This is a genomic window from Pseudomonas serboccidentalis (genome assembly GCF_028830055.1).
Lineage (GTDB): Bacteria > Pseudomonadota > Gammaproteobacteria > Pseudomonadales > Pseudomonadaceae > Aquipseudomonas > Aquipseudomonas serboccidentalis.
In genome coordinates this window covers 2,690,076-2,706,471 of the sequence record NZ_CP101655.1, presented here as the reverse complement: position 1 = coordinate 2,706,471, position 16,396 = coordinate 2,690,076, and the positions used below count along the sequence as shown (strand labels likewise).

The window sequence follows — 16,396 nt, the reverse complement described above, 5'->3', positions numbered from 1 at the left end:
TAAATATTGAATGGTTAAAAGGGGGTGTCAGACTTCGTCGGGATCACTGAGGAACGGTGCATTGCGTTCGGTGATGCGCAGTGTGAAAGGCAGACCTTCGTTATCCGTCTCGGCCAGGTAGCTGTACGGCGCACCTCCTCGGCGCATCGCGTATATCTGCCTGGCGTTGCGTGCCTTGAGCCGCACCCGCTGGGTATCACGGGCCATGTCCTGCAAGGTGATGATGCGATTGTCCAGGCTTAGCAGATTGAAGGAGGTGGTGTCGCTGCCCGCTGGCAGAAAGGCGCCCAGCAGCCCATCGGCGCCCTTGCTGATGCAGTATCCAGTGTAAGTGGCGTGTGAGCGGATATAGAGGTGGTAGTAATCATCTGTGCAACGAAAGTAAATCGTCAACGGCGGGTGTTTTCGGACTTCCCGAAAAGAACGAAATCCCAGCAGGTGGGAGTCGTCTCGCAGGGTTGACGCCCCGGTATAAAAACCACCTGAAAATAATGTGTCGTGGCGTAAAGCCGGAGTGCCATGTAACTCGCCGAGAAGGTCGACGTGTTGATAATCAAGTCCCAGTGTTGCGATGAAAGACTTTTGTCTATGGGTACTCATGAATTCATCCTTGAATTTCATAGGGTTGGTTTGAATGTGGGGTGGTCGAATATGGGTATTGATCAAGGTGTAAACGGTGACGATTTTTAGTGGCGGGTGGAACGTGGCTAACAGTATCAGTTAAGCGGTCTTTAATATCTTGGCTTGCCGGTGCTTATTGTTTCAGGCTTTTAAAAATGATGGCGTTGGAATGGCTCCAGTTGTGGTCAGGACACAGCCATGACATTCGTGCAGACGAAAAAAAAACCGGCCATCACTGGCCGGTTTTTCATGCTGCGGATTTAATGCCGCAATTAGGCGCCGTAAACCGGCAGCTTCTTGCAGATGGCTTTGACTTTCTCACGAACGGCGTCGATCACCGCTTCGTTGTTCAGGTCAGCCAGGATGTCGCAGATCCAGCCGGCCAGCTCTTTGCACTCTGCTTCCTTGAAGCCACGAGTGGTCACAGCCGGGGTGCCGAAGCGCAGGCCGGAGGTGACGAATGGCGAGCGTGGATCGTTGGGTACCGAGTTCTTGTTCACGGTGATGAACGCTTTGCCCAGCGCAGCGTCGGCGTCTTTACCGGAAATGTCCTGCTTGATCAGCGACAGCAGGAACAGGTGGTTCTTGGTACCACCGGACACCACGTCGAAACCGCGCGCGATGAACACTTCGGCCATGGCCTGGGCGTTCTTCACCACTTGTTCCTGGTAAGCCTTGAATTCAGGCTGCAGCGCTTCCTTGAAGCAGATCGCTTTAGCGGCGATCACGTGCTCCAGCGGGCCACCCTGGGCGCCCGGGAATACTGCGGAGTTCAGCTTCTTCTCGATCTCGGCGTTGGCGCGCGCCAGGATCAGGCCGCCACGTGGACCGCGCAGGGTCTTGTGGGTAGTGGTGGTGACCACGTCAGCGAAAGGCACCGGGTTCGGGTAGACGCCAGCAGCGACCAGACCGGCCACGTGCGCCATGTCGACGAACAGGTAAGCACCGACTTTGTCAGCGATGGCGCGGAAGCGCGGGAAGTCCAGGATCTGCGAGTAGGCAGAGAAACCGGCCACGATCATTTTCGGCTTGTGCTCAACCGCCAGACGCTCGACTTCGTCGTAGTCGATCAGGCCGTTGGCGTCGATGCCGTACTGCACGGCGTTGTACAGCTTGCCGGAGGACGAAACGCTGGCGCCGTGGGTCAGGTGACCACCATGGGCCAGGCTCATGCCCAGAATGGTGTCGCCACCTTGCAGCAGGGCCAGGTAGACAGCGGCGTTGGCTTGCGAACCGGCGTGCGGCTGAACGTTGGCGTAATCGGCGCCGAACAGTTCCTTGGCGCGGTCGATGGCCAGTTGCTCAACAACGTCGACGTACTCGCAACCACCGTAGTAGCGCTTGCCCGGGTAACCTTCGGCGTATTTGTTGGTCAGGACCGAGCCTTGAGCTTCCATCACCGCAGGGCTGGTGTAGTTTTCCGAAGCGATCAGCTCAATGTGTTCTTCCTGGCGCTGAGCTTCTTGCTCCATGGCGGCAAAAAGGTCGGCGTCGTACTTGGCAATAGTCAAATCACGGCTGAACATGGCGGTCCTCAAGGATCGGGGGCAGAAAAGGGGGGCATTCTAACCCAATGGGTTTTGGATGGCATATGAAACGACATCATGTCGCAGACAAGTGGCGTTCATGACAGATGTGCGGTGCTTTTGCTGGCCTCAAAAGATCGCAGCCTTCGGCAGCGCCTACAGTAATCGGAGCTGATCCCCAATACTGTGACCGACATCAATCCCTGCAGGCGCTGCCGAAGGCTGCGATCTTTTCGGCAGCACCGCAAAAATTCAGTCGAACATGAACAGCGCATCATTGCTGAACTGCGCCTCGAACCGGCTCGCTGGCATCGGCCGTCCGAACAGGTAGCCCTGCACCTCGTCGCAACCGTGCTCGCGCAGAAAGTCCAGTTGCTCATGGGTTTCCACGCCCTCGGCGATCACCGCCAGATTGAGGCTGTGGGCCATGGCGATGATCGCGCGGGCGATCTGCGCGTCCTGTTCACCGGACGGCAGGCCGTCGACGAAGGTGCGGTCGATCTTCAGCACATCGATCGGGAACTGCTTGAGGTAGTTCAGTGACGAGTAGCCGGTGCCGAAGTCGTCGACCGCAATGCTCAAACCGAGGTTTTTCAGCCCGGCGAGAATCTGCATCGCTTCGCAGACTTCACGCATCAGGATACTTTCGGTCAGTTCCAGCTCCAGGCACGCCGGCGGCAGGCCGGTTTCCCTGAGGATGGTGGCGATACGCGTGCCGAGCTGACCGTCGGAGAACTGGCGCGCCGAGATATTCACCGACACCTTCGGTACGCGCACGCGGTTCTGGTGCCAGGTCTTGAGCTGACGGCAGGCTTCGCTGATCACCCAGTCGCCCACGTCCACCACCAGACCCAGTTCTTCCAGCACCGGAATGAAATCCCCCGGCGGCACCAGCCCGCGACGCGGATGACGCCAGCGCAGCAGCGCTTCGGCGCCGGTCAGGCGTTTGCCGTCGCCACTGAATTGCGGTTGGTAATACAGGACGAACTCGTTCTGCTCCAGCGCGTGGCGCAGGTCGCTTTCCAGCTCCAGACGCTCCAGCGCACTGGCGTTCATGTCGGCCTGATAGAACTGGAAGTTGTTCTTGCCACGCTCCTTGGCGTGGTACATCGCGGTGTCGGCGTTCTTCATCAACTGGCTGAGTTCGTTGCCATCCTGCGGGCTCAGGGCGATGCCGATACTGGCGGTGACGAAGAACTCGCGGCCTTCGAGCACGAACGGTTTCACCAGGCTGGCGAGGATTTGTTCGGCCACGTGAATCGCCCGGTTCAGCGCCATCTCGCGGCTGGAGCGGTGTTGCAGGAGCAGGGTGAATTCGTCGCCGCCCATGCGCGCCACGGTGTCGTCTTCGTCGACGCAGGCCAGCAGGCGCGTGGCCATGTCTTTCAACATACGGTCGCCGGCGGCATGGCCGAGGGAGTCGTTGATCGGTTTGAAACGGTCGAGGTCGAGGAACATCAGCACCACCCACGACTTCTGCCGCTCGGCCGATTGCAGCGCGGTGTGCAGGCGATCCTGGAACAGCGTGCGGTTCGGCAGGTGGGTCAGGGCGTCGTAGTAGGCGAGGCGATGGATGCGTTGCTCACTGGCCTTGCGCTCGCTGATGTCGCTGAAGAAGCACACGTAACTGGCCAGATCGCCTTCATCGTCGAGCACCGCGGTGATGCCGACCCACGCCGGGTAATGTTCGCCATTGCGCCGCTTGAGCCAGACTTCGCCTTCCCAGGTGCTGTGCTGATGCAACTGTTTGAGCACATAGCGCAGGTGCGCGTCCTGTTGTTCGTCGACGGTGAGCATGTTCGGCAACTGGTCGAGGACTTCGGCCACGGCATAACCGCTGACCCGGCTGAAGGCCTCGTTGGCCTGGACGATGTAACCGGCCGGGTCGGTGATCAGGATCGCCGATGTCGAGTGCTCGAATACCGTGGCGGCCATGCGCAGGTCTTTCTCGGCGCGGCGCTGCTGACTGATGTCGCGACCGACACCGAGCACGCCTTCGAACGCACCGTGTTCGTCCCACACCAGCACCAGACGCAGCTCGATCGGGATCTTGCGGCCATCGGCGCGCAGGCAGTCGAACAGAAATAGTTGCGTCTGCACCTGGCTACGCAACAGGGCCAGTTGCTCGGGTTTGTCCAGCGCCTTGCTGACCCGATCCATCAGGGTATAAATGCCGCTGAGTTGCTGCGGATTGGCGATCGTCGATTGCCAGCCGTTCTGGAAAATCCACTCGGCGTCGTAACCCAGCACCGCTTGCACCGACGGGCTGACGTAGTTCAGCGACAGTTTGCTGTCGGTGGAGAAAATCACGTCGCTGATGCTTTCGGCGAGCATCCGGTAACGCTGCTCGCTGTCACGCAGCGATTCGCTGGCCTCGATCTGCTCGGTGATGTCCTTCGCCACGCCGATGATCCGCGTGACCTGATCGTGCTTGTCCCGGGCCAGCGCCTGTTCACGGATATCGAAGCGCCGCCATTTGCCGTCGCGATGGCGGAAGCGCAACTGGCATTGCAGCAACTGGCTGTAACCGGCGTGCCGCTGCATCTGCCGCGAACGGTGGTAATAGTCGGCGTCTTCCGGGTGCAGGAGGATTTCCCAGAAGTACTCGCCCATCTGGTGCAGCTCGGTGCGGTTGTAACCGAGGGTCTGGCCGAGGTGGTGGTTGCTGAAAATCATCCGCTGGCTGATCACGTCCTGCACGTACAGGTGATCCGGTACGGTACGCACTACGTCCGACCAGAAGCCTTCGCGCTCCAGCAGCGACAGTTCGATCAGCTTGCGGCTGGTGATGTCGTTGATGCTGAGGATCACCGCTTTATAGTCGTGCTGTTCCTGCGGCAGCCGCAGCACCATCCACAGATGCTGGTCGCGGCCGTTGATGTCCGGCAGTTTGATTTCCAGTTCCAGCTGCTTTTGCTGTTGCAGGACCGCGTCGAGTACCTGGTTGCCGATGGCGCACTGGTTGTGCGGGTGGCCGTCGATCAGCAGTTGCCAGGCGTGCTCGCAGGAATTGACGTTGAGCAGTTGCAGCGCCACCTGATTGACCTCGGTAACGCGCAGCTCCTGCAGCAATTGCTGGCGCTGGGCCGGTTGGTCGAGCCAGGCCTTGAGCTGGTCGCTGGTCTGGATCTGTGCCTTGTCGAACAGTTGCTTGAGGCCCGACAGGTCGAGCACGCACAGGGCGACGCCAGTGCCTTCGAAGATGTCCTGATACCGCCGGCGACCTTCATGCAACTGACGCTGGCGCCGGCGCATGTTGAGCAGCGCGATCACCGGCAACATCGAGAACGCCAGACCCAACAGGCATTTGCCGATGAACGCCGGCAGCAGTTCTTCGAGCACGCGCTGGCGGTCGAACAGCCCGCGCAACTGCCAGTCGCTGCTGCTCAGTGGCACGGTCAGCACGGTGTTGGCCATGTCGTCCGGGCTCAGTACGCCGGACCTGGCCGAAGGCAGCGCTTCGTCGCGGCGGATGATCTGATGGTTGAGCCGGTTTTCCACCAGCCACAATGGACGGATGCCGGTTTCGCCCGGTTTGGTCAGCGAATCGAAGAACGTCGGGGTCAGGCGCAACACCCAATAGCCGCGCGTGTTGCCGCTGGCCTGATGCAATAACAGATGCACCATGGAACCGTCGTCGGCGTTGCTGAAGTAATGCGCCTGAGCGCGGCTGCGGCGCACCAGTTCACTGAGGTAGTCGGCGTCTTGGCTGTCGCCGGCACTGTCGCTGATGATTTTGCCGGAAGGGCTGAGCAGGGCCAGGCTGCGCAGGTCCGGCAACGATTGCTGAAGCTTGCGCAGCAGCGCCTGCTGTTCGTCGGATGACTGCGGCTGTTCGACGATCGGTAGCAGGTTGAGGGCGATTTGCGCATTCAGCGACATGTTCAGACTGACCTGCGAGGCGAGCTCGGCGGTGTAGTCGATGGTGTACTGGCGCTGGTTTTTCTGGGTCTCGCGCAGTTGGTCGAGCAGTTGCCAGAACAGCAGTGCCAGCAACAACAGCACGAGTGTCGCCAGGGCGCCCTTCAATGTTCCGCGCAGGGGCGAGCCGGGCGCCGGTTGGGTGCTGCTCACAGAGGCTGGCGGAGTGACATTGGACAAGCTGAAATCCTGCGGTTTGGCTGGACTGGCGCGACGTGCACTATAAGCCGGACGCCCGAAGGGCGGCTAGCATGCCTTGAGTTGTGGCGAAGTGCCAGCCCCGCTCGGCTGGACTGCCATCGGTCATTCAGGTAGCTTTGCCGGTTACGCGGGAGCGTTCCAGCTCCTAGAATCAGACTTTTTTCAGCGCGCACGCATTGATGGCCATCAAGTGGTCTAGTGAACGACGCGCATCGGTCTGGCCGGGCATCGCCTGCGCTCCAATCATTCATCTGTCACTGACCCAAGGTTCTCCATGGCTCAATACGTATTCACCATGCATCGGCTGGGCAAAGTTGTTCCGCCGAAGCGGGAAATCCTGAAAAACATTTCGCTGTCGTTCTTCCCCGGCGCCAAGATCGGCGTACTCGGCCTCAACGGTTCGGGTAAATCCACGCTGCTGAAAATCATGGCCGGCGTCGACACCGAGTTCGAGGGCGAAGCCCGTCCGATGCCGGACCTGAACATCGGTTATCTGCCGCAAGAGCCACAACTTGATCCGACCAAGACCGTGCGTGAAGTGGTCGAGGAAGCTGTCAGCGTGATCAAGGATGCGCAAGCGCGTCTGGACGAAGTCTACGCCGCCTACGCCGACCCGGATGCCGACTTCGACAAACTGGCTGCCGAACAGGCCAAGCTCGAAGCGATCCTGCAGGCCAGCGACGGTCACAACCTGGAGCGTCAACTCGAAGTCGCTGCCGACGCCCTGCGTCTGCCGGCCTGGGACGCCAAAGTCGAACACCTGTCCGGTGGTGAAAAGCGCCGTGTCGCCCTGTGCCGTCTGCTGCTGTCTGCCCCGGACATGCTGCTGCTCGACGAACCGACCAACCACCTGGATGCCGACTCCGTGGCGTGGCTGGAGCACTTCCTGCACGACTTCCCGGGCACTGTGGTCGCGATCACGCACGACCGTTACTTCCTGGATAACGTCGCTGGCTGGATTCTGGAACTCGACCGCGGCGCGGGCATTCCTTACGAAGGCAACTACTCGGGTTGGCTGGAAGCCAAGTCCGACCGTCTGGCGGCCGAATCCAAACAGCAGTCGGCTCACGAAAAAGCCATGAAGGAAGAACTGGAGTGGGTGCGCAAAGGCGCCAAGGCCCGCCAGTCCAAATCCAAGGCACGTCTGCAACGCTTCGAAGAAATGCAGTCGCAGGAATTCCAGAAGCGCAGCGAAACCAACGAGATCTACATCCCGGCCGGTCCGCGCCTGGGCGACAAGGTCATCGAATTCAAGAACGTCACCAAGGGCTACGGCGATCGCGTACTGATCGACAACCTGTCGTTCTCCATGCCGAAGGGCGCCATTGTCGGCGTGATCGGTGGTAACGGTGCCGGTAAATCGACCCTGTTCCGCATGCTGATGGGCAAGGAAACTCCGGATTCGGGCAGCATCGAAGTCGGTGAAACCGTGCAACTGGCCTGCGTTGACCAGAGCCGCGAAGACCTCGATGGCAGCAAGACAGTGTTCCAGCAGATCTCCGACGGTTCGGACCAGATCCGCATCGGCAACTACGAGATCCCGTCGCGCACTTACGTCGGTCGCTTCAACTTCAAGGGCGGCGACCAGCAGAAGTTCGTCAAGGACCTGTCCGGTGGTGAGCGCGGTCGTTTGCACCTGGCGCTGACCCTGAAGGAGGGCGGTAACGTCCTGCTGCTCGACGAACCGTCCAACGACCTCGACGTTGAAACCCTGCGTTCCCTGGAAGAAGCCCTGCTGGACTTCCCGGGCGCCGCCATTGTGATCTCCCACGATCGCTGGTTCCTGGACCGCGTCGCGACCCACATCCTGGCGTACGAAGACGACTCGCAAGCGGTGTTCTTCGAAGGCAACTACACCGAGTACGAAGCCGACCGCAAAAAGCGCCTCGGCGAAGCGGCTGCCCAGCCACACCGGGTACGCCACAAGAAACTGGCCTGATTCGGGTTGGTGGCATAAAAACGCGGAGCCTTCGGGCTCCGTTTTTTTTGCCCGGGTTTTCAGGACCATCGAGTCGCACCCTTCGCGAGCAGGCTCACTCCTACAGTTGTAATGCGTCCCCCTGTAGGAGTGAGCCTGCTCGCGATAGCGATGTAACTGCTGGTGCATCAGCCAGGTTTGCGCTCCCCATTCAGGTGCAAAAAAGCCCGAAAAAGCCATCAAACTTATATCATGTGCACCATTTAATTTCATAACTGCGACATTTTGCGCTGTTGCTGTGCGCAATTCGTTTGTTACAGTCCGGCTCAATCTCTTCCAACGACAATAAATTTGCCGAGACTTTGCCCATGATCGAATCCGTCGAATCCTTCCTCGCCCGGCTGAAAAAACGCGACCCGGATCAACCCGAATTCCACCAGGCCGTCGAAGAAGTCCTGCGCAGCCTGTGGCCGTTTCTCGAAGCCAATCCGCATTACCTGACCTCGGGCATTCTGGAGCGCATCTGCGAGCCGGAGCGGGCGGTGGTGTTCCGTGTGTCGTGGGTCGACGATCAGGGCAAGGTTCAGGTCAATCGCGGTTTCCGCATCCAGATGAACAGCGCCATTGGCCCGTACAAGGGCGGCTTGCGCTTCCATCCTTCGGTGAACCTGGGCGTGCTCAAGTTTCTGGCCTTCGAACAGACCTTCAAGAACTCCCTGACCTCGTTGCCCATGGGCGGCGGCAAGGGCGGTTCGGACTTCGATCCGAAGGGCAAGAGCGACGCTGAAGTGATGCGTTTCTGCCAGGCGTTCATGAGCGAGCTGTACCGCCATATTGGCGCCGACGTCGATGTGCCGGCCGGTGATATCGGTGTCGGTGCGCGGGAGATCGGTTTCCTGTTCGGCCAGTACAAACGCCTGAGCAACCAGTTCACCAGCGTCCTGACCGGCAAGGGCATGACCTATGGCGGCAGCCTGATTCGCCCGGAAGCCACCGGTTTCGGTTGCGTGTATTTCGCTGAAGAGATGCTCAAACGTCGCGAGCAAACCATCGAAGGCAAACGCGTGGCGATCTCCGGTTCCGGCAACGTCGCCCAGTACGCGGCGCGCAAGGTCATGGACCTGGGCGGTAAAGTGATTTCGCTGTCCGACTCCGAAGGCACGCTGTACTGCGAGTCGGGCCTGAGTGAAGAGCAATGGCTGGCGCTGCTGGAACTGAAGAACGTCAAACGCGGACGCATCAGCGAGCTGGCGGCAGCCTTTGGCCTGGAATTTCGCGCCGGGCAGTTGCCGTGGTCGCTGCCGTGCGACATCGCGCTGCCGTGCGCCACCCAGAACGAACTCGACGCTGACGCCGCGCGTACCCTGTTGCGCAATGGCTGCGTGTGCGTGGCCGAAGGCGCGAACATGCCGACCACGCTTGCGGCTGTGGATATCTTCATCGAGGCTGGCATTCTGTTCGCCCCGGGCAAGGCGTCCAACGCGGGCGGGGTGGCGGTGAGCGGTCTGGAGATGTCGCAGAACGCCATGCGGCTGCTGTGGACGGCGGGTGAGGTGGACAGCAAGCTGCACGCGATCATGCAGTCGATTCACCACGCCTGCGTGCATTACGGCGAAGAGAGCGGGCAGATCAACTACGTCAAAGGCGCGAACATCGCCGGCTTCGTCAAAGTGGCGGATGCGATGCTCGCTCAGGGTGTGGTTTAAGCCGGTTCGATGCGAATCACTTCAATCACCTGATCGCCAGCGGGGCGCTGCCACAGCACTTCGTCATTGAGCCGCGCGCCGAGCAGCGCCCGGCCCAGTGGCGAGCCCCAGTTGATCAGGCCTTGGCTGGCATCAGCCTGATCTTCGCCGACCAATTGCACCCGGCGCTCGGTGTTGTGTTCGTCGGCGTAGGTCACCCAGCTGCCGATCTGCACTTTGTCGGTAGAGGTCGCGGCGGCAGCGACCTGCGCGCTGCCCAGGCGCTGATTGAAATAGCGCAGATCCCGTTCCAGATCCGCCAGGCGCTGTTTATCGGCCTGCTCGCCGTTGGCCGATTGCTCGGCGTGCAGGCGTTGCAGTTCGGCGACTTTGGCCTGCAACTGCGCCAGCCCCTGCGGTGTGACGTAATTGGGCTGCGCGCTGACCTGCCGTTCAACGGGCTGATCGGCTTGCGCAGCGGCGTTGTCTTCGTTGACGAAAGCGCGGCTCATGGTGTCCCTCCTGTTATAGGAATTGGTCCATGGTCGCCGACGTTTGGTTTCACCGGATGTCTGGAAGCGACCTATTGCGAGCGATAAGCCCGTCCGGCGTCCTGGTCTTTCTGCTGCTGCCAGGCGCGCTCGCGTTCGTCCCAGTGCTCGTTGCGATACTCTTCGCGATCCTTGTTCTCCAGCATCGCCTGACACTGGCGAAAGCCATCGGTCCAGCCTTCGGCGTATTGCTTGTCCTTGAGATAGCGCGGCACGTTCTTGCGAAACTCGCCACTGATCGAACCGGCGGCTTGTCGGCCACTGACGCAACCGTCATCGAATCCGTCGGCGAAGGCCAGTGGATAACCTTTGGCGATCAAGTCTTCATGGGTGGTCTGGCAACCCCCGAGCAACAGCAAAACACTCAACAGCCCCGCACACCGCCACATCGCACTCTCCCGCGCCGATTCTCGGCTGATAGGGAAAGTCTAGAAGCGGATTCGTCGGACGTTGGTGAAAGGCATGTAAGTAATTCGTTGAACGTCACCGATCCCTTGTAGGAGTGAGCCTGCTCGCGATAGCAACTCATCAGTCACTTTAGCGGTGAATGACAAACTGCTATCGCGAGCAGGCTCACTCCTACAGGGGGATAAGCTCGGGATCAGTAGTGATACCACTTCACTTCGAGCATCACTTCGGTTTCAGGTGTGGCCAGGTGGCTGAACTCACGCTGCGCACTCAGGCGCAAACCCAGGTTTCGCGACAGCTCCCACTGCTGATTCAGACTCAGGCTGCGGCGTACTTCGCCGTTGGTGAAGTAATCACCCTTGGCCTCGACGCTGAGATTGCCCAGCGGGTTTTTCCACAGCACGCCGGTGTTGAAGCCGCCGGCCGGAACGACGAACCCGGCGAAGTCATTGTTGTGCTCGATGCGCACGGTGCCGAGGGCAAAACCGAGCATGTCTTCACCCAGTTGCCAGGTGCCGCCGCCACCACCATTGACGTGGCTGACCAGGGTTTCGTCATCGTGTTTGCCGGGCACGCGCTCAAGGCCGCCAGTGACTTGCCACGACAGCGGTTGCAGCAACTCATTGCGCGGGGTCAGCGAGCGAATGGTCGCCAGGTCCAGTTGCTGGAACTGCCACTGGTTGCCTTCGTACTGACGCAGCTTCATCTGCAGGATTTCAATCTGCGCGCCGAGGGGGAAGCTTTCGGCGTTGTCGTTGAGGTCGTGATAGGCCATACGCAAGCCGTACTCGCCGAAGGCACGATCACCCCGGGTGCCGACACCGGCCTGCCAGGTGCGTGATTCGTGGCCGTCTTCCGGCAGGCCCGGTTGTGGAATTTGCAGGTCCGGTGCCGGGTTCTTGTTGATCGCTCGCAGCAGTTCGAAGCTGCGCTGCGCCCGTTGCGCATCACGTTCCTGACCGTTGGCGCGGTAGCGCTCCAGACGGTACGCGGCATCGATGATCAATGCCTGACGATCCCGGGGCAGGGCCTTGAAGGTCGGGGTCTGCAACACCTGTTGATCGGCGCTGACTTTCAGCACCCATTGCTGTTCGTCACTGTTCAACGGCTCGGCGCGACTGAGCAGTTCACGCTCGCGGGACGGGCGGTATTCGATGCTTTCCACCAGCCCGGCTTCCTTCACCGCTTTGACCGTGTCGGTGGGGATCGCGGTCAGCGGGAATTGTTCGGTCAGGCGCAGGCTCGGGCGCGCCACTTGCAGCAGTTCGAGCAGGCGATATGAGCAGTTTTCGTCGAAGAAGAAATAGTCGAACTGGATCTGCTTCAGCTCCCACACATGCTCGACCATGCGCGCGGTTTCTGCTTGCGTCAGGTTCAGCCGGTATTCCCACAGGTCGCGGTTTTCCAGGCTGCGGTACTCGGAGAGTTTTTCCTGATACGGCACCAGCGCGAACAGCCCCGGGTAGCCGCCCATCAAGCCTTTCCAGGCATAGAGGATGCTGTTGTCGGAGCCTTCGATGTAGGCGCCGAAGTTGATCGCGTAGCTGAGCAGCGCGGTCTTGTCGGCCTGCACGTCGGCCTGGTCGATGCGCAGCAGGGTGTGGCCGAACATCGATGACGGGCTGTTGAGGTACGCCGCCGGGAAGATCATCACCGCGCTGTGCGGCGAGACGTCCTTGAACCACTTTTTGAATTCGGCGCAATCGGGGGCGGGCAGGTCGGTGAGGTTGAGTTGCGCTTTCAGCCAGCGCGTGCGCGCCGGGTAGACGCACTGCGCGTGCTGCTCGCCAAGACTGGCCGGTGCGTACAGCGCTTGCACGGTGGCGGCCAGTTCATGGTCAGGGTGTTCATTGCCGTCGGCGGCGAGGAAAAACTTCTTGTCGCTGACATAGCTGCGCCAGCCACCGAGCTTGGCGGTTTCGTAGTGGCCGAGGGAAATCCAGAAGCGATCATTGGCCAGTTGCTGCAAACGTTGAGGGTCGACGTGGGGCGCGGCGGACAGCGGGGCGCAGACACAGAGCGCCAGCCAGGCAAGGCGTTTGAGCATAGGTGGCAACTTAAGTCGAAAGAAAAACAAAGGCCCCGAGCAGGTAATACCAGTCAGTCGATTCTGTACGGAACCTGTGGCGAGGGAGCTTGCTCCCGCTGGAGTGCGCAGCGCTCCCGTTTTTAAGAGCGGGGCCGCTTCGCACCCCAGCGGGAGCAAGCTCCCTCGCCACAGGGTTCAGCGTAATGCTTCAACTGATCTGGCTTCGCTCCAAAAGGGCGGGCCGAAAAAATAAAACCCGCTTCCCGAAAGAAGCGGGCGGGTCGAGCTTAAGCCTGAGTCGCGTACTTGGCCAGACGAGGATCTGCTTTCAGTACGGCCAGGGTGTTGGTATGCACGTCTTCGGCGGTCACGTCAGCCTTGCTGAAGATCTGCTGGAAGTGCTCGTGAGTGACAGCGGCGAAGTGCGCACGGTCTTCCGGCGCCACGCCCAGTACCACGGCATAAGTCGTCAGCGCTTCGCCGTTGCCTTTTGCCATGTCTTCGGACAGCTCGTTCATCATGCCATTCATGGCGAACCAGGATTTACCGCCGTAAGTCAGCGACGCGTTGGTCGAGCAACCGTTGGTGCCGGAAGTCATACCGAACGTGGCGTTACCGGAAGTGCCGTTGGTGGTGGATGCCAGGAAGTGTGCCGGGGTGCCACGCTGTCCTTCGAACAGCATGTTGCCCCAACCGCAATCCGGGCCACCCGGGGCTTGCGCCATGGCATTGATGGATACAGCGGTGAAGAGAGTACCGAGAAGAATCCGTTTCATAGCTTTGTTCTCTTTGTGTGCATACCAATGGACAGGGTTCTGGCCCCCCAAGTGCTGCCTAGACAGACCCTTTTGAAGCCAGTGGGCCGGTTATTAGTTCCAGCCGCGCAGTTTGGAGTTTAGGCACGTTCCCGTGGTTCCGTGATTTTTTGCTGATTATTCGTTGAAATCCCCGGTTTCACGGGGCTGGCCGCGCAGCAGGACGCTTGTCTATGCTTTGTCACATGGCGCGCCTTGCCAGTGGGGCACGGGCAGCGCCAGAATGCCGCTATCTGCCCCGCCTGATTGTTAAGGAAGCCCGATGCCTGATCCTGTTGCTGCCAGCTTGCGTCTTGCGCCTGAAGCGCTGACCCGTCCGTTTTCCGCTGAACAGTTCAGCTTCACTACCACCAATGATCTGGAGCCCTTTCGCGGTGTGCTTGGCCAGGAACGTGCGGTCGAAGCCTTGCAGTTCGGTGTGGCCATGCCACGCCCCGGTTACAACGTCTTTGTCATGGGCGAACCCGGCACTGGCCGCTTCTCGTTCGTCAAACGCTATCTGAAAGCCGAAGGCAAACGCCTGCAGACCCCGGCGGACTGGGTCTACGTCAACAACTTCGATGAACCGCGTGAACCTCGTGCGCTGGAGCTGCCTTCGGGCACGGCCGGCGCGTTCATCGGTGACATCAACGGTTTGATCGATAACCTGCTGGCGACGTTCCCGGCGGTGTTCGAGCACCCGTCCTACCAGCAGAAAAAAAGTGCCATCGATCGCGCCTTCAATCAGCGCTACGACAAGGCGCTGGACGTCATCGAACGTCTGGCCCTGGAAAAAGACGTCGCCCTGTACCGCGACAGCAGCAACATCGCCTTCACCCCGATGCTCGAAGGCAAGGCGCTGGATGAAGCCGAGTTTTCGCAATTGCCGGAAGCCGAGCGCGAGCGTTTCCACGAGGACATTTCCGGTCTCGAAGAGCGGCTGAACGAAGAACTCGCCAGCCTGCCGCAGTGGAAGCGTGAGTCGAACAATCAACTGCGTCAGCTCAACGAAGAAACCATCACCCTGGCCTTGCAGCCGCTGTTGTCGCCGCTGTCCGAGAAGTACGCGGAGAACGCCGCAGTCTGCGGTTACCTGCAGGCGATGCAGGTGTACCTGCTGAAAACCGTGGTCGAGCAACTGGTCGACGACAGCAAGACCGACGCGGTAGCGCGCAAGCTGCTGGAAGAGCAATACGCGCCGAGCCTGGTGGTCGGTCACCCGTTCAGTGGCGGTGCGCCAGTGGTGTTCGAGCCGCACCCGACTTACGAAAACCTGTTCGGCCGCATCGAATACACCACCGATCAGGGCGCGCTTTACACCACCTATCGCCAGTTGCGCCCGGGTGCACTGCATCGCGCCAACGGCGGCTTCCTGATTCTGGAAGCGGAAAAAATGCTCAGCGAGCCATTCGTGTGGGACGCGCTTAAACGCGCCCTGCAATCGCGCAAGCTGAAAATGGAATCGCCGCTGGGCGAGATGGGCCGTTTCGCCACCGTGACCCTCAATCCGCAGCACATTCCGCTGCAGGTCAAAGTGGTGATCATCGGTGCGCGGCAGTTGTATTACACGCTGCAGGACCTGGATCCGGATTTCCAGGAGATGTTCCGGGTGCTGGTCGACTTCGACGAAGACATCCCGATGGTCGACGAAAGCCTGGAGCAGTTCGCCCAGTTGCTGAAAACCCGCACCTCGGAAGAAGGCATGGCGCCGCTGACCGCCGATGCAGTGGCGCGTCTGGCGACCTACAGCGCACGTCTGGCCGAGCATCAGGGGCGTTTGTCGGCGCGTATCGGCGACCTGTTCCAGCTGGTCAGCGAGGCGGACTTCATTCGTCATCTGGCCGGTGATGAAATGACCGATGCCGGGCACATCGAACGCGCGCTGAAAGCCAAGGCCACGCGTACTGGCCGCGTATCGGCGCGGATTCTCGACGACATGCTTGCCGGGATCATCCTGATCGACACCGACGGTGCCGCGGTCGGCAAGTGCAACGGACTGACCGTGCTGGAAGTCGGTGATTCGGCGTTCGGTGTCCCGGCGCGGATTTCCGCCACGGTGTATCCGGGCGGCAGCGGCATCGTCGACATCGAACGCGAGGTCAACCTCGGGCAGCCAATCCACTCCAAGGGGGTGATGATCCTCACCGGTTATCTGGGCAGCCGTTACGCCCAGGAATTCCCGCTGGCGATTTCCGCGAGCATCGCGCTGGAGCAATCCTACGGTTACGTCGATGGCGACAGTGCGTCGCTGGGCGAGGCCTGCACACTGATTTCGGCGCTGTCGAGAACCCCGCTCAAGCAGTGCTTTGCAATCACCGGTTCGATCAACCAGTTCGGCGAAGTGCAGGCGGTCGGAGGGGTCAACGAGAAGATCGAAGGCTTCTTCCGCCTCTGCGAAGCTCGCGGGTTGACCGGCGAGCAGGGCGCGATCATTCCGCAGGCCAACGTCGCCACGCTGATGCTCGACGAGAAGGTGCTGGCAGCGGTGCGTGCCGGGCAGTTCCACGTGTACGCGGTGCGTCAGGCCGATGAGGCGTTGAGCCTGCTGGTGGGCGAGCCGGCCGGTGAGCCGGATGCCGAAGGCCAGTTCCCCGAGGGCAGCGTCAACGCGCGGGTGGTCGAGCGTCTGCGGGTGATTGCCGAGATGATCAGCGAAGAAGACCTGAAAGAGGCCGAGAAGGAACTGGCGCAGGAGGCGTTGGCAGAGGCCAAGCCGGCCTGACCCTTAACACGGTCGAACTG

10 protein-coding genes are annotated in these 16,396 nt (G+C 60.5%); 3 read left to right on the top strand and 7 right to left on the bottom strand.

All coding sequences use genetic code 11. From position 1 onward, the window contains the following. Positions 1 to 27: 27 nt before the first annotated feature. The 3 genes from NN484_RS12310 to morA all read right to left on the bottom strand — a co-directional run bounded on the left by NN484_RS12310 (position 28) and on the right by morA (position 6,248). On the bottom strand, positions 28 to 600 hold the full coding sequence (locus tag NN484_RS12310) for a hypothetical protein (RefSeq protein ID WP_215502164.1): 573 nt from the start codon (positions 598 to 600) through the stop codon (positions 28 to 30). Positions 601 to 893: 293 nt separating this feature from the next. Further along, positions 894 to 2,147, bottom strand: a complete 1,254-nt coding sequence (gene glyA / locus NN484_RS12305) for a serine hydroxymethyltransferase (RefSeq protein WP_123463984.1) — start codon at positions 2,145 to 2,147, stop codon at positions 894 to 896. Between the two features lie 252 nt (positions 2,148 to 2,399). Further along, positions 2,400 to 6,248, bottom strand: a complete 3,849-nt coding sequence (gene morA / locus NN484_RS12300; protein ID WP_215502163.1) for a cyclic di-GMP receptor MorA — start codon at positions 6,246 to 6,248, stop codon at positions 2,400 to 2,402. Between the two features lie 295 nt (positions 6,249 to 6,543). Here morA and ettA point away from each other — a divergent pair, with 295 nt between their 5' ends. Both ettA and gdhA read left to right on the top strand, forming a co-directional pair. Beyond that, positions 6,544 to 8,208: an energy-dependent translational throttle protein EttA gene (ettA, locus tag NN484_RS12295; RefSeq protein ID WP_025108770.1), complete on the top strand. Its 1,665-nt coding sequence runs from the start codon at positions 6,544 to 6,546 to the stop codon at positions 8,206 to 8,208. A gap of 347 nt (positions 8,209 to 8,555) precedes the next feature. Continuing rightward, entirely contained in the window at positions 8,556 to 9,893 is a 1,338-nt protein-coding gene (gene gdhA / locus NN484_RS12290; RefSeq protein WP_215502162.1) for an NADP-specific glutamate dehydrogenase, read from the top strand. Here the strand turns inward: gdhA and NN484_RS12285 are convergent. The 4 genes from NN484_RS12285 to NN484_RS12270 all read right to left on the bottom strand — a co-directional run bounded on the left by NN484_RS12285 (position 9,890) and on the right by NN484_RS12270 (position 13,636). Next, complete coding sequence (locus NN484_RS12285; protein WP_127651928.1) at positions 9,890 to 10,384, bottom strand: GreA/GreB family elongation factor; 495 nt, start codon at positions 10,382 to 10,384, stop codon at positions 9,890 to 9,892. The two genes, gdhA and NN484_RS12285, sit on opposite strands and share 4 nt — an antisense overlap. A 71-nt stretch (positions 10,385 to 10,455) precedes the next feature. Continuing rightward, positions 10,456 to 10,812: a hypothetical protein gene (locus NN484_RS12280; RefSeq protein WP_215502161.1), complete on the bottom strand. Its 357-nt coding sequence runs from the start codon at positions 10,810 to 10,812 to the stop codon at positions 10,456 to 10,458. Positions 10,813 to 11,024: 212 nt separating this feature from the next. After that, positions 11,025 to 12,878: an Lnb N-terminal periplasmic domain-containing protein gene (locus NN484_RS12275; RefSeq protein WP_127651929.1), complete on the bottom strand. Its 1,854-nt coding sequence runs from the start codon at positions 12,876 to 12,878 to the stop codon at positions 11,025 to 11,027. Between the two features lie 269 nt (positions 12,879 to 13,147). Continuing rightward, a complete protein-coding gene (locus NN484_RS12270) occupies positions 13,148 to 13,636 on the bottom strand; it encodes a DUF3015 domain-containing protein (protein ID WP_007950971.1) in 489 nt (162 codons plus the stop codon). A 301-nt stretch (positions 13,637 to 13,937) separates the two neighbouring features. Here NN484_RS12270 and NN484_RS12265 point away from each other — a divergent pair, with 301 nt between their 5' ends. Then, the gene (locus NN484_RS12265) at positions 13,938 to 16,376 is read left to right on the top strand and encodes a Lon protease family protein (protein ID WP_127651930.1); all 2,439 of its coding nucleotides are present in this window, start codon (positions 13,938 to 13,940) and stop codon (positions 16,374 to 16,376) included. Positions 16,377 to 16,396: the final 20 nt, after the last annotated feature.

Bases quoted from the DNA above. Each gene is read 5' to 3' on its own strand.
- NN484_RS12310 (WP_215502164.1), bottom strand. From the start codon at position 600: ATGAGTACCCATAGACAAAAGTCTTTCATCGCAACACTGGGACTTGAT.
- glyA (WP_123463984.1), bottom strand. From the start codon at position 2,147: ATGTTCAGCCGTGATTTGACTATTGCCAAGTACGACGCCGACCTTTTT.
- ettA (WP_025108770.1), top strand. From the start codon at position 6,544: ATGGCTCAATACGTATTCACCATGCATCGGCTGGGCAAAGTTGTTCCG.
- gdhA (WP_215502162.1), top strand. From the start codon at position 8,556: ATGATCGAATCCGTCGAATCCTTCCTCGCCCGGCTGAAAAAACGCGAC.
- NN484_RS12285 (WP_127651928.1), bottom strand. From the start codon at position 10,384: ATGAGCCGCGCTTTCGTCAACGAAGACAACGCCGCTGCGCAAGCCGAT.
- NN484_RS12280 (WP_215502161.1), bottom strand. From the start codon at position 10,812: ATGTGGCGGTGTGCGGGGCTGTTGAGTGTTTTGCTGTTGCTCGGGGGT.
- NN484_RS12275 (WP_127651929.1), bottom strand. From the start codon at position 12,878: ATGCTCAAACGCCTTGCCTGGCTGGCGCTCTGTGTCTGCGCCCCGCTG.
- NN484_RS12270 (WP_007950971.1), bottom strand. From the start codon at position 13,636: ATGAAACGGATTCTTCTCGGTACTCTCTTCACCGCTGTATCCATCAAT.
- NN484_RS12265 (WP_127651930.1), top strand. From the start codon at position 13,938: ATGCCTGATCCTGTTGCTGCCAGCTTGCGTCTTGCGCCTGAAGCGCTG.